The organism is Streptomyces chrestomyceticus JCM 4735 (genome assembly GCF_003865135.1).
Lineage (GTDB): Bacteria > Actinomycetota > Actinomycetes > Streptomycetales > Streptomycetaceae > Streptomyces > Streptomyces chrestomyceticus.
The window spans coordinates 285099-298717 of the sequence record NZ_BHZC01000001.1 but is presented as its reverse complement, the minus strand read 5'-3'; the positions used below and the strand labels follow the sequence as shown (position 1 = coordinate 298717).

At 72.1% G+C, this 13619-nt stretch carries 11 protein-coding genes; 5 read left to right on the top strand and 6 right to left on the bottom strand.

Going from position 1 to position 13619, the window contains the following annotated elements:
* Window positions 1–197 precede the first annotated feature (197 nt).
* Together EJG53_RS01360 and mhpA are read left to right on the top strand one after the other, a co-directional pair.
* Window positions 198–1262, top strand: a complete 1065-nt coding sequence (locus EJG53_RS01360) for an FkbO/Hyg5 family chorismatase (RefSeq protein ID WP_125043129.1) — start codon at window positions 198–200, stop codon at window positions 1260–1262.
* Window positions 1263–1309: 47 nt separating this feature from the next.
* On the top strand, window positions 1310–2941 hold the full coding sequence (gene mhpA, locus EJG53_RS01355) for a bifunctional 3-(3-hydroxy-phenyl)propionate/3-hydroxycinnamic acid hydroxylase MhpA (RefSeq protein ID WP_125043127.1): 1632 nt from the start codon (window positions 1310–1312) through the stop codon (window positions 2939–2941).
* Between the two features lie 63 nt (window positions 2942–3004).
* Here mhpA and EJG53_RS01350 read toward each other — a convergent pair whose 3' ends face one another.
* The 4 genes from EJG53_RS01350 to EJG53_RS01335 form a co-directional block, all read right to left on the bottom strand.
* A complete protein-coding gene (locus EJG53_RS01350; RefSeq protein WP_280526808.1) occupies window positions 3005–4006 on the bottom strand; it encodes a methyltransferase in 1002 nt (333 codons plus the stop codon).
* A gap of 169 nt (window positions 4007–4175) precedes the next feature.
* Complete coding sequence (locus EJG53_RS01345) at window positions 4176–4889, bottom strand: class I SAM-dependent methyltransferase (RefSeq protein WP_125043123.1); 714 nt, start codon at window positions 4887–4889, stop codon at window positions 4176–4178.
* Between the two features lie 35 nt (window positions 4890–4924).
* The gene (locus tag EJG53_RS01340; RefSeq protein ID WP_125043122.1) at window positions 4925–6010 is read right to left on the bottom strand and encodes a methyltransferase; all 1086 of its coding nucleotides are present in this window, start codon (window positions 6008–6010) and stop codon (window positions 4925–4927) included.
* A gap of 127 nt (window positions 6011–6137) precedes the next feature.
* Complete coding sequence (locus tag EJG53_RS01335; RefSeq protein WP_167515011.1) at window positions 6138–8939, bottom strand: helix-turn-helix transcriptional regulator; 2802 nt, start codon at window positions 8937–8939, stop codon at window positions 6138–6140.
* 633 nt (window positions 8940–9572) lie between these two features.
* Between EJG53_RS01335 and EJG53_RS01330 the strand changes: the two genes are divergently transcribed.
* On the top strand, window positions 9573–10364 hold the full coding sequence (locus tag EJG53_RS01330; protein WP_125043118.1) for an MBL fold metallo-hydrolase: 792 nt from the start codon (window positions 9573–9575) through the stop codon (window positions 10362–10364).
* Between the two features lie 50 nt (window positions 10365–10414).
* Window positions 10415–10993, top strand: a complete 579-nt coding sequence (locus EJG53_RS01325; protein WP_244955571.1) for a TetR/AcrR family transcriptional regulator — start codon at window positions 10415–10417, stop codon at window positions 10991–10993.
* A gap of 61 nt (window positions 10994–11054) precedes the next feature.
* On the opposite strand, the gene EJG53_RS01320 is transcribed toward EJG53_RS01325, so the two are convergent.
* Entirely contained in the window at window positions 11055–11405 is a 351-nt protein-coding gene (locus EJG53_RS01320; RefSeq protein ID WP_031009717.1) for a hypothetical protein, read from the bottom strand.
* Between the two features lie 168 nt (window positions 11406–11573).
* On the bottom strand, window positions 11574–12257 hold the full coding sequence (locus EJG53_RS01315; protein ID WP_125043114.1) for a TetR family transcriptional regulator: 684 nt from the start codon (window positions 12255–12257) through the stop codon (window positions 11574–11576).
* Window positions 12258–12426: 169 nt separating this feature from the next.
* Between EJG53_RS01315 and EJG53_RS01310 the strand changes: the two genes are divergently transcribed.
* On the top strand, window positions 12427–13611 hold the full coding sequence (locus tag EJG53_RS01310; RefSeq protein WP_218041894.1) for an MFS transporter: 1185 nt from the start codon (window positions 12427–12429) through the stop codon (window positions 13609–13611).
* Window positions 13612–13619 lie beyond the last annotated feature (8 nt).

The window sequence follows — 13619 nt, the reverse complement described above, 5'->3', positions numbered from 1 at the left end:
TTCACTCGGCCGGGTACGGTGCGTCCCATCTTTGTCCGGGGGGCCGTCCGGCGGCCCCCTGTCATACCCCTACGCCACCCCTAACGTTCGGCTGCCGCCGGTGCCCGGCAATGTGCCGCGTAATGCCGGGGTAGCGTGCTGGCGGACATCGCGATGCGCCTTCCCCTTCGGTTCGTGCAAGCAATGCGAGGACGCACATGACAGACGTCGCTCTTTCTCCCGACACCCTTGATGTGGAATTCCGTAAACGTACCGAGGCACCCGCTCCGGATTTTCCCGGTGTGCACACGCTCGGTGTCGTCGAGTACGGGCCGCGGCCGGCCGGCCCGTCCCTGACCCACCGCGGAGTGGAACTCACCGTGCCCATGGCGGCCGCCGAGGCGGACGGATTCGCCGAGGTCTGGACGACCACCCGGCCCGTCCGGACCGGGTACCACCGGGGCATCCATTACGCGTACGACGGTGAACACCTGTTCTGTGCGGGTCACCTCCCGGCGGCCCGCAGCTACGCCCGGAAGACGGAGGAGGCGTACACCGCCCTGCTGGAGCTGGCCGGCGAGCTGGGCTACCACTCGCTGTTCCGCATGTGGAATTTCATCGGGCGCATCAACGAGGACAACGCGGAGCGGCTGGAGGTCTACCGGGACTTCTGCCTGGGCCGCGCCACGGCCTTCGAGAAATCCCGCTACCCGCTGCGCCGGCTGTCCGCCGCCACGGGAATCGGCGCGCTCGGCGAGGGCATATCCTTCTGCGCGCTCAGCGCGAAGTCGGGTATCTGCACCCCGCTGGAAAACCCCCGGCAGATCGCCGCCTACCATTACCCGCCGAAGTACGGTCCCAAATCGCCCAGCTTCGCCCGCGCGACGCACGTACGGCACACCGCTGCCGCTACCGGCACCGCCGAGGACGCCCCGCCGCCCCAGGACGCCCCGACCCACGACCGCCTGTACGTCTCCGGCACCGCCAGCATCGTCGGCCACGCCTCCGTGCACGCCGGACGGATCGAGGAGCAGGTCCGCACCACGCTCGACAACATCGCGGGCGTCATCGGCGACGCCAACGCGGCCGCCCACGGCCTGGCGCACGGCTACCGGCTGACCGACCTGTACCGGGCCAAGGTCTACGTACGGCACGCCGAACACCTCGACGCCGTACGCCGCCTGTGCGCCGAAGCCTTCGCGCCCGAGGCGGAGATCGCCTACCTCAACGTCGACATCTGCCGTTCGGATCTGCTGGTCGAGATCGAGGGCATCGCCCGGTGACCGCCGCAGCCCGCCCCGCCGCCGTCCCGCTCCACCGGAGGTGACCCATGCGTCCTGCTCTCTTCCCCGGCACACCGGACGAGGCTGCCACGCCGTCCGGCGCCCGGACCGACGCCGACGTCGTGATCGTCGGCTGCGGCCCGGTCGGTCTGACCGCCGCCGTCCTGCTCGCCCAGTACGGCTGGCGGGTCCTGGCGGTGGACCGCTACCGCGACCCGTACCCGTTCCCCCGCGTCGTCCACTTCGACGGGGAGACCTCCCGCGTGTTCGCCGCCGCCGGCCTCGGCGACGCGCTGCCCGAGATCGGCGACTCGGCGGAGGAGTACGAGTTCCGCAACGCCGAGGGCCGCACCCTGCTGCGATACGACGCGCCGGACATCCCCGCCGAGTCCGGCTGGCCCCGCTCCACGATGATCCACCAGCCGACCCTGGAGGCCACCCTCACGGCGCGGGCCGCCCAGTTGGAGAACCTGCGCATCGTCCGCGGCGATCCGGTGACAGCCCTGGCGGACCTCGGTGACCACGTACAGGTCACGGTGCCCGGGCCCGAACTGGGCGGGGCGCCGCTGACCGCCCGCTGGGTGATCGGCTGCGACGGCGCCAACAGCTTCGTCCGCGACCACCTCGGCGGCGGTATCACCGACCTCGGGTACGCGGGCGACTGGCTGCTGTGCGACGTGGTACCGAAGGAACCGCGCAAGTTCACGCCGAAGAACCTGCAGATCTGCGACCCGGCCCGGCCGACCACCGCGGTCGCGGGCGGCCACGGGCACCGCAGGTGGGAGTTCATGCGGATGCCCGGCGAGGACCCGCAGGCCCTCGCCGACGTCGACAACGCCTGGCGCCTGCTCGCCCCGTTCGACATCGACCCGGACAACGCCGACCTGGTCCGGCACATGATGTACACCTTCCGCGCGCGGTGGGCGGACACCTGGCGCCGCGGCCGCCTGCTGCTCGCCGGGGACGCGGCACACCTGATGCCGCCGTTCGCCGGGCAGGGCATGTGCTCCGGCATCCGGGACGCGGCCAACCTGGCCTGGAAGCTGGACCTGGTGCTCGCCGGCCGGGCCCCGGACACGGTGCTCGACACCTACCACAGCGAACGGCTGCCGCACGTCCAGCACATGATCGAACTGTCCGTCGCGATGGGCGACGTGATCGCCCAGACCGACCCGGAGAAGGCGGCCGAACGCGACGCGGTGATGCTCGCGAAGGACGCGGACCCCGACGCGCTGATGCCGCGGATGTTCTTCAACCCCATCGACGCCGGACTGGTCCGCACCGGCCCCGACGGGAGCGTGGCGGCACCGGCCGGCGCGCTCGTGCCGCAGGGCTGGGTCGCCCGGGGGCACGCGGTGGACCGCTTCGACGAGGTCGTCGGCCGTGGCTTCGTCCTGCTGACCTCCATCGACCCGTACACCGCCCTCGGCGCGGCGGAGGCCGCCTTCCTCAAGCGCCTCGGCGGCCGGGTCGTGCGGGTCCTGCCGTGCGGTACGTCGCCCGCGCTGGTCGGCCCGCACGCCGTGGTCGACACCGACGACGTCTACCTGCCGTTCCTCGCGGAGACCGGGCAGGCCGGCGTACTCGTCCGCCCGGACTTCTACGTGTACGGCGCCGCCGCCGACGGGCCCGGACTGAACGAGCTGGTACGGGATCTGCGCGACCGGCTCACCGGCTGAACCGCCGCACGTACGGGCCGGCCCCCTCAGGGACCGGCCCGTACGCGCGGGCGGCGCTCGCGGCTACTTCGTGCCCACCACCATCGATACCGAGCCCGCCAGGTGCTCGACGCGGGTGTCACGGAAGCCCGCCTCGGCCAGCCAGGCCCGGCCCTCCGCGCCGGTGTAGTCGGACCCGCCCGGCGTCTCCATCAGCATGTGCAGACTCACCAGCAGCGGCAGCGCGTTGCTGCGCCGGTCGTCGTCGATCAGCGCCTCGCGCACGATGACCGTCCCGCCCGGCGGCAGCGCCTCGTACGCCTTGCGCAGCAGCATCCGCCGGGTGTCCAGGTCCCAGTCGTGCAGGATGTGGCCGAAAGAGATCACATCGGCGTGCGGCAGCGGGTCCGTGAAGAAGTCTCCCTCCCGGAAGGCCAGCCGGTCCGCCAGGCCGGCCCTGCCGACCTCCTCGGCGAAGTGCGGGCCGACCCGCGGCAGGTCGAACCCGACACCCGTCAGGTGCGGATGCCGCTCCAGCACCCGGATCAGGAACGCGCCCTCCGAACATCCGATGTCGGCGACGGTCTTACGGCCGGACCAGTCGAACCGCTCGGCCAGCGCCAGACTCGCGCCGAGGGAGATGCCCGACTGCATCCGCTGGAAGCGGTGCAGCCGCTCCGGATCGGCGTAGAGCGCGTCGAACGGGTCCGTCTCCGCGTCCTTCGCGTTGTTCTGCGGGATGCCGGTGCGCAGCGCCTCGGTGAGCGACTGCCAGGCCGGATACCACTCGTCGTTGGCGAACTCGAAGAAGTGGCCCATGTAGCTCTCCGGCCGGGCCCGGTCCAAGTGGCGTTCGCTGACCGGGGTGTTGCGGTAGACACCGTCCGCCCGCTCCAGCAGCCCGAGGGCCACCAGCGCGTCGAAGAAGTCCGCGGCGCCCCGCCCGTGCAGCCCCAGCCGCGCGACGAGCCGGTCCCGGGACGCCGGACCGCCCGCCGCCAGCTCGGTGAACAGCCCCAGCTCGACCGCGGCGAAGAGCGCCTTCGACGCCCAGAAGCCCATACCGAGCCTGATCAGCCGCTCCAGATCGGCCTCGTCGGGGCGCGCTGCCCCGCTTCCGCGCCGCCGCGAGCAACACCGGCCACCGGGCCGTCACTGCCCGCCGAGCCGTCACCGTACCGCGTGAAATCCCGTACCGAACCCATCCCGCTTCCTCCTCCGGCGGTCCCCGGACCGGCCGGGCGGCCGGCCGTGTTCATGCGGTCGTGGCGGTGAACAGCGCCATGCAACCGCGTACGTCCAGGTCGAAGTCGGCGAAGGTGCTGCCGAGCACCTTCGCCAGGTCACTGAGGCTGTCGGCGGAGTTGTGGAAGATGCCCCGCTCGTTGAGTTTGCGCATCCGGCGCCGCGCGTACGGGGTGCGCGGCACACCGGCCGCGAGCACCGTGGAGCCCACCACCGTGCCGCCGGACCGCGCGGCCGCCGCCGCGTTCTCCAGCACCGCCCGCTTCGCGTGCAGGTCGCCGGGCACGCAGTGCAGCACCAGATTGACCGCCACCGAGTCGAACACGCCGGCCGGCACGCCCGCCCGCTCCAGCGGTTCGAGGGCGTCGGCCCGGACGGCCCGCGGTGCGTACCGGGCCAGTCGCTCCGACGCGAACTCCAGCGTGTACGGGTTGAGATCGAGCAGCGTGAGGTCCGGCTCGGCCACCGGGAACCGCGCCCGGTCCGGGCACTCGCCGGACCCCACCCCGATCTCCAGGTGTTTCGCGCCGACGGCGGCCTGGTAGCGGCGCAGGATCTCGTCGTGGTGGCAACGCCACACCCACCGCGTGTTGACGTGCAGGATCGCGTCGTACTTCCGGAGCGCCTTCCTGGTGTACATGGCCGCGCCGTCGGCGACGTCGGACGGTGTGCTGCCGGTGCCGGCCGCGGACGGCGCGGCGGTCTCGGGAACGGAACTGGACACGGAACCCCTCTCGGCTGGGCGAAGACGGTGGTGGACTAGCGGTCAATGGGGGAGGGGCCGGGAACCGCATGGATGACGGAGAAGCCCCCGGAGCCGGGCACCTCGTCGATCCCGGCCAGCGCGAAGCCGCTCGCTTCCAGGAGGGCGCCGTACTCCGCGCCGGTCCGCTCCCGGCCGCCCAGATTCACCAGCATCGTCAGGTCGTTGAGGTGGGACGGCACCCGCTGCCCCGGTGCCGCCACGTCGGGCAGCACCTGCGCCACGATCATCAGCCGGCCCTGCGGGGCGATCGCCTCCCGGCAGCGCGTCAGAATGCGCACGCAGTCCGGCGTCTCCCAGTCGTGCAGGATGTTCTTCAGCACATACAGGTCACCCGCCGCCGGTACGCCCGCGAAGAAGTCGCCGGTACGGATCTCGGCCCGCTCCGCGACCCCGGCCGCACCGAGTGTCGCCGCGGCGTCGGCCGCGCCCTCCGCCGTGTCGAACACCACGCCCCGCACGCCCGGATGGGCCCGCAGCACGCCGGCCAGCAGCGTGCCGTCGCCGCCCCCGACGTCCACCACCGTGCGGAACGGCGTGAAGTCGACGTGCCCGACGAGAGCGGGTACGACGGTCCGGCTGGCCTGCCCCATCGCGTCGTTGAACTCCGCGTACGCCCCGGCGTCGCGCCGCAGGTGGTCGAAGAGACCGGCGCCCAGGAAGTGCGGCAGCGCGGGCTCCCCGGTGCGCACGCTGTGCACCATGCCCCGGGACCCCTGCCACAGGGTCTCGTCACCGAACACCTTCGCCGCGGCCCGGTAGGAGCCCGGGACGTCCGAGCGGAGCAGCGCGCCGACCTCGGTCAGCGTGAAACGGTCCGTGCCCGCCTCGGTCACCAGGCCCAGCGCCGCCAGGGCGCGCAGCAGACGACGGGTGGCGTCCGGGTCCGTACCGGCCCGGTCCGCCACCTCCGCGCCGCTCTGCGGGGAGCCGGCCAGGTGGTCGGCGACACCGAGGGCGGCGGCCGCGGTCACCGCGGCGGACGCCGTGCTGCCCCACACCAGGCCCATCAAGACCTCGGCGGGCGTGCGGCCCGCGCCGTTCCGAGCCGGCTCCGCGGCTGTTTCCCCTGAGTTCAGCACTGTCGCTCCTGTCGACGTGACCACCGGTCCGAAGCTACTGACCGGGCCGCGCCCCCCAGTACCCCTACAGGGAGGCGGACCCCCTGTCTTGCCCCGCCGGGCCCCCTACGCCCGGCGGGGCCCAACCTCACAGATCGGTGGGCAGCTCGTCCCGCCGGCGGATCGACAGCTTGCGGTACACCTTGGTCAGATGCTGCTCGACCGTGCTGCCGGTGATGTACAGGCGCTGCGCGATCTCCCGGTTGGTGTAGCCGTCGGCGGCCAGGGACGCCACCCGCCGCTCGCCGGGCGTCAGGGCCGCGGCGTCCGGTGGGACGGCCATCGGCACCGCGTCCTTCGGCCGGGCGCCCGGCAGCAGCGACTCGGCCAGCGGCCCGGCCCCGCACGCCCGGGCCAGTTGCAGCGCCTTGCGCGCCAGCACCCACGCCCTGCGGTGCTCGCGCAGTTCGGACTCCACCCGGCTCAGGTCGGCCAGCGTGTACGCGGCCTCCAGCCGGTCACCGCACGCCTGGAGGATCTCCGCCGACTCCTGGAGCATCGTCCTGCGCTGCCGTACGGGACTGGCCGCGGCGAGCAGCCGCAGCGCCGCGCCCCGGGTGCGCGAGCCGTCCGTCCCCAGCCGTGTCATCTGGTCGTTGACCAGGCGCCTGGCCCGCTCCGTACGGCCCTTGTCGTGCCACGCCCGGGCGGCGCCCAGCCGCCACGGGAACAGGCCGGGGGAGTCGATGCCCCACTCGCACATCAGGTCGCCGCAGAACTGGAAGTCCGTCAGCGCGGCGTCCGGCCGCCCGGTGGCCAGGGCGTGCCCGCCCCGCGCGTACAGGTAGTGCAGCCCGTACCGGGAACGGAACATCGCGTCCGGCACCGGCTGCGCGAGCTGTTCCGCCGCTGCCGGGAAGTCGCCCATCCCGGTCTGCGCCGCCACCAGGCAGCTCAGCGGCAGACCGACCGCCACGCCCCAACTGGCCTGCGGAATCAGCTTCAGCGCCTCCCGGGCCCGTTCGGCGGCGGTCGGCAGATCGCCCTGCCGCAGCGCCGCCTCGGCCGCCGTCCAACTGAGCAGCGCCAGCCACGTACGGCCCTGACTGTCACCGCTGGAGTCCAGCAGCCGCTCGCTCCACCGCGCCGCGCGCTCGGCCCGGCCCGCGTACAGCAGCGTCTCCAGCGCCAGGACGGCGACCCGGAAGACCTCCCGCTCCCGCCCGGCCGGATACACGGTCTCCAGCAACTGGTCGGCGTCGGCCACCGCCGCGTCGTGACCGCCCGGCTTCAGTACGTCGAGCAGGGCCCCGGCCGCCCGCAGCGGCCGGTCCATCCGGCCGAGCAGCGGCCCGCTGTCCCGGCGCCGGCCCACCGGCGTCTGCGGCACCGTCCGGAGCAGGGACGGGTAGACGGAGGCGGCCCACAGGTGCGTGAACTGCCGCTCGGCGGCCTCACTCGGGCAGACCGCGCCCGTGCCGAGGCGCAGCCGGTCGAGCAGTTCCTCCGCGATGCCCGGAGCGCCGTGCCAGACCGCCTGCTTGACCAGCGGCGTCAGCGCCTCCTCGGCGACACCGCCCTGCCGGACCTGGCCGATCAGGTCCTTCAGGTGCCGCTGCGACAGCTCGGGATCACGGCACCACTCGGCCTGCACCATCTTGATCCGCGACGTCGTCCGCCGGACGGTGTCGACGGCCGACATATGGGCGTGCCGCAGGCAGTTCACCGCATGGTCGATGTCGTCGTCGGCCATGGCCGCCTCCGCGGCGGCCTCCAGCACCTGGCAGGCCCAGGGCGCGCCCACCTCACCGCAGCGCAGCAGATGCCGGGCGACTTCGGCCGGGCGGGCACCGCGCCGGTGCAGCAGTTCCGCCACACGCAACCGCAGCGCGCGGTGCCGTTCGTAGGGCACCGAGGCCAGTACCGCGGAACGGGCGCCCGGGTGACGGAAGCGGAAATTCTCGATGACGCCGCTCGTGCTCAGGGCCGTGACGGCCTGCCCGACGGACTCCGTGGTCATCCGGGTGACTTCGCCGATCAACTGTGCCGTGGCCGGTGTGTCGATCAGGGCCAGTGCGCGCGCGACGTCCGCCGCGCCCGGACCGCAACGGTCCAGGCAGGTCAGTACGGCATCGTGGAAACGGGTGCCGCCACATGCCTCTCCGGAGCCGACCACCTCCCCGGAGCCGGTCCCGCCCGCACCGTCGTCCCCGACCCCATCCGTTTGTCCGCACGCACACCCGTCGTCGCCGCTGTCATCGAGCAAGGCGTGCACCAGCAGCGGATTTCCCCCGGTGAGAAGCTTCAACCGAGGGGCCAGCCGCCGCGCCTGGACAGCACCGACACGGTGGGTGGCCAGCGTCCGGATGCCGTCCACGGACAGCGGACCAATGCGCAATCGGGTGCAGCTCCGGTGCGGAATCAACGCGGAACTGACCGAAGGAACGCCCGGCACCGGCTGCTCCGGCTCGGAGACGACGATCATGACCGGCGCCCGCTCCAGCCTCCGTACGGCGTACAGCAGGCAGTCGAGGGACTCCCGGTCGCTGTGATGGACATCGTCGACGACCAGGACGACCGGCGCCGTCCGGGCGAGCCGCGCCACCGTACGGTGCACCGCGCGTGCGGCGTCGGCACCGGAAGCGCCGGCCGACTGCGTGGACGGTGCGTGGTCCAGCGCGCCGTCCGCCAGGCGCAACCCCGGCAGCAACTGGTGGACCAGCTCGAACGGCAGCCTGCTTTCGGCGGGGGAGCCCGCCGAGGTGAGGACCGAAGCGCCGGTCGCCGCGGCCTCCTCGGCGAACGCCCGGAGCAGGGCGGACCGGCCCGACGCCGCGGGCCCCGTCACCAGGACGGTCTGGCCCCGTCTGCGGGACAGCGAGCCGAGGAGGTCGCGCAGGGTGGCGAGAGCGGGCTCCCGCTCCACCAGTTCCGGGCCCGTGCCCTGCATCTGAACAGCGTGTCCGATCAGCACTTTTCCCATCCTCCCCCGTCGTACGAGCAGGCGTCGCCGACACGGTTGCCGGGCCACAAGGTGGCGCTGCCCCGTGCGACCGTCCTTTCGAAGCGCCCGACTCTCCCGGACAGCAGCCGGACCGTCCGTGCCGTGTACGGACCGGTCCGGCACCGACCGCGTGGCCCGGCCGGACGAGCCCGGCCACCCACGGCCGGCGCGCTCGTCGGCCGGACTGGCGGCGGCTGCCGATGTGCCGCGGCAGAGCACATCTGCCGCCGCGCCCCCGTGAGCCGACTGGTGCCCTGCTGAGCACCGCACTGTGGAATACGTGATTCAGGACCGGCCGGTTCAGTCCGGTCGGGGACGAGTGCGAAGGGGCGGCCCTTTTTGGACATTCGCCGGAAGAGGGAAACCCGACTCCCGTTTCTCCCGTCCGGGCCACCCGGGATCGCTCGGCAACGGCACCGACGCCGCCCCCCCCACACCGAACAGCCCAACCACCCAACCTAGAACGCCCATTCTGCTACCGTAAGAATACCCGTTCTAAGAACGCTGGTTCTAGATCGTCCTGCCCGGCATGCCGGTGCGGGTCGCCGCACCATGAAGCCATGAAGTGAAGGAGACGCTGTGCGACTGCGACGTCTGGGATGGGCCGGCGCCGAGCTCGAACACGCCGGCCGGACGCTGGTCATCGACCTCATCGAGGACGCCTCGCCGCTGTACTCGGACGAGGAGTTCCCCGCGGCCTCCCGCCCGGGGGAGACGGTGGCGGCGTTGGTGACGCACCTGCACACCGACCACGCCGACCCGGTGGCGATCCGCAAGGCGCTCGCCCCCGGCGCTCCCGTGTACCGGCCGGAGCCGGTCACCGGACCGGGCGACGACCTCAAGTGGACCTGCGAGGCGGAGGCTTCGTTCCGTGAACACGGCGTCGCGACCGAGGTCCTGCGGCCGTGGGAGGAGCGCAGCGCCGGCCCGTTCCGCATCGGCGCCGGACCCTCCCTCGACGGGCTGGGTGATCCGCAGCTCTCCTGGGTCGTCGAATGCGATGGCCTGCGTGTCTTCCACGGCGGAGACACCATCTTCCACGGCCACTGGTGGTCGATCGCGCGCCGGTTCGGCCCGGTGGACGTCGCCTTCGTCCCCATCAACGGGCCGGTGGTGGAACTCCCGCACCTCCAGCCGCCGAGCCCCTTCCACGCCGCCATGCTGCCGGAGGAGGCGGCGGTCGCGGCTCATATCCTGGGTGCCCGCATCGCGGTTCCCATGCACTACGGCACGCTGAACAAGCCGCCGATCTACGTCGAGACCCCGCGGGCGGTCGAACGTTTCGAGCGGCGTGCGCGAGAACTCGGCATCACGCCCCTGGTCGTACCGTACGGCGAGTGGTTCGAACCGTCGGTCGCGCCAGTACACTAGAACCAACGTTCTAGCGTTCTGATGTAAGAGGAGACCCGGGGTTGACTGCGGTGGACGGTGACGAGGGGCGGACGCGCGTACTGGAAGCCGCCGAAGAGCTCTTCTACGAGTACGGCATCCACGCGGTGCGGATGACCCAGGTCCGGGACCAGGCCGGGGTGTCGCTCGCGCGGCTGTACAAGCTCTACCCCTCCAAGCACCACCTCGTGGCCGCCTACTTGCGGGCGCACGGCCGGCGACTGCGCGCGGCTCTCTCCGAGTCCGTCGAGCGGTCCGCCCCGGCCCCCGCCGACTCACGCACGCGCCTGCTCGCGGCGTTCGACCACATGCAGGAAACCATCACCGCACCGGGATTCCGCGGCTGCGCCTTCGTCAACGCCTGGGCCGAACTGGGCGGCCCCGGCCACGAGCGCCACCCGCTCGTTGCCGAAGCCGTCCAGGAGCACAAGGCCCTGCTCCGCGCCTACTTGACCGGACTCGCCGGAGACTTCGCCGACGCGCGCGGCGTCGGCGAGCAGATCCACATCCTGATCGAGGGCGCCATGGTGACATCCTCGATCCTGGGTGCGGACGCCGCCCGCCCGGCCCGCGACGGCGCCTGCGCCGCACTCACCGCGGCCGAGAGGTGAGGCGCAGCGCGCCGCCCCTACAGTCAGGTTGGCGCGACGGAACGCCTTTCGGGGGTGCCGCTCAGCGCACGAGGACGACGGAGTTGATCGGCGTCATGTTGTACGGCGCCGACTCGCCCACCCCGCGCATCACGACGGAGCAGCCACCGGTCCCGTTGTACCCGTAGCAGAACTGGAAACCGGCGCCGCCCGTCTGGTTGTTGACGATCACCCGGTCGCCGGTGACGTTCGACAGGTTGTGGGCGCCGTAGCTGTAGAAGATGTTCTTGCTCAGGATGCTTCCGTTCGTCTCGCGGATACAGACAGCTCCGGACGGACAGGGCGTCGCCGCATTGGCGCTGGGCGCCATGGTGAGCCCGAGGGCCCCCACGGCGAGAGTCAGGCTCGCGGCAGATACGGCAATCTTGCGCAATGTTCCCCCTTGGGTCGCGATGCCCCGGTGCGGGCCATCCCGCAATGAAAGTAGCCCCTGCAACAGGAGAGGCACCAGAGTGTCTGAACAAGTTGCCGGGGCGTTTTTCGCACTTTGGGGCCGGCGAGGTGCACTTCCAGTGAACGCCCCGCGCCGGATCGCGGTCGCTCAGCGCGGGCGCGCGGGCAGTGTGAGGCTCTCCGGCACGGCTGCGCAGGCATCCCGCAGTGCGTCGGCGAGCCCCTCGTGGCCGGATTCCGAAGGGTCTGCGACCCAGCGTTCCAGGGCCCGGCGGAAGGCTGCCGCCAGCAGGTCGACAGTCAATCGCGGCCGCAGGCCGTCCGGATCCGGCTGTACGGGCATGTCGAACCTGCGCTGCATGACGGTGGCGATGACCGCGCCGGTCCGGTCGCAGAAGGCCAGGTGGTGCGCCTCCATCGACGGTGTCCGCGCCGACAGCCTGCGACTGAGCCGCAGGCGGTCGGCCCAGCCGTCCGCGCCCATGCGGCCGAGCGCCGTGAGCAGTACGCCCGCCAGCAGCTCGAAGGCCGGGCCGCCCGTTGGCTCCGCGGTCTCCAGCTCTTCCATGAAAACGGCCCACAGGTCGTGGACGGGCGCCAGTGCCACGTCTTCCTTGCTGCTGAAGGTGCGGAAGAAGGTGCGCTTCGAGACGTCGACGGCGTCGCACAGTGTGTCCAGCGTGACGCCGTCGAAGCCGTGTTCCGTGAACAGTTCGAGCGCCGTGTCGACGAGCGCCTGACGCGTACGCAGCTTCTTGCGCTCACGCAGCGGCAGTTGGTCACCGGCCGGGCGCTCGCGGGTCACGGCAGCTCCGCTCTTCGGGTCCTCCATGGGGTGAAGTGTAGCCCGGAGGCCAATGCCTCTTGATGGCTTATGCCACTCAGTGGCACTATCGCTGCCCGAGCGACGGCGCGAGCGAGCGCGGTCGCCGTCCACAGAGAGGTACCACTGCCATGCGCGCGTCGGCCCAGCGCAGTTCGGGTGGCTCATCGGTCTGCTGTTGACGACTTTCGTCATCGGCACCGATGACTTCGTCATTGCCGGGATCCTCCCGGCGATCTCCGCCGACCTGGAGGTGAGCGAGGGCGCCGCGGGCCAACTGGTGACGGTGTTCTCGATCACCTACGCGATTGCCTGTCCCGTCCTCGCGGTGGCCTTCGGACGGGTGCCGCGCAAGGCACTGCTCGTGGGCGGACTCGCGGCGTTCGCGGTGGTCAACTTCGCCACGGCGTCGGCGCCTTCCTTCGGCATGCTGATGGCTCTTCGGTTACTGGCGGCGCTGGTGGCCGCCGCCCTCTCACCGGCGGCCTTCGCGATCGCGGGCCGGCTGGCCCCGCCCGGGCGTACCGGCAGGGCGATCGGCGCCGTGGCCGCGGGGCTGACCGTGTCGTTGGTGGTCGGCGTGCCCTTCGGCTCCTGGCTGAGTGGCGTGGCGGGATGGGGAGCCACCTTCGTCGCGGTGGGGACGCTCGCGTGTCTGGCGGTCGCGATGACGGCGCTGACACTGCCCCGGATCCCGCAGGCACCGGTGGTCGGGGTGACCGAGCGGCTGCGTCTGCTGCGGCGGCCCCCTGTGCTGCTGTGCGTGCTCGGCACGATGCTCGCGGCCTGCGGCGGGCTGATGCCCTACATCTACATGGCTCCCATCACCCATGATCTGACCGGCGTCGGTGGCCGGTACGTGGGCGTCTTCATCGCGATCGTGGGTGTCTCGGGTGCGGTGGGCACCGTCCTGGGCGGACGGCTGACGGACCGGTGGGGCGTGGACCGCACTCTGCTGACGGCGTTCGGCGGCGTGGCGGCGGCCGCCTTGGCACTGCTGGTAGTCGGCAGTATCGGGCAGGGGGCGGCACCGGTGTGGCTGGTCTGCCTCGCGTTGGTGCTGTGGGGGGTGCCCGGGTGGGCCAACAACCCCCCGATGAGCGCCCGCGCCCTGCACATGGGCGGCGACGCGGCCACCGAGGCGGTGGCGCTGAACACCAGCGGACTCTACGCAGGCATCGCACTCGCCGGCGCCCTCGGCGGTGGCGCGGTCAACACCTCCGGCGGCATCGGAGTCCTGGTGGCCGCTTGCGTCGCCGGCCTGATCACCATCGTGGTGATGGCGCTGTCCGTACGCCGTTATCCCTCTTCCCGACACGCGTCCGAGGCTGCCCCCGCCCCCGAAAAGGCAGCCACGCCCTGAATCCTGCG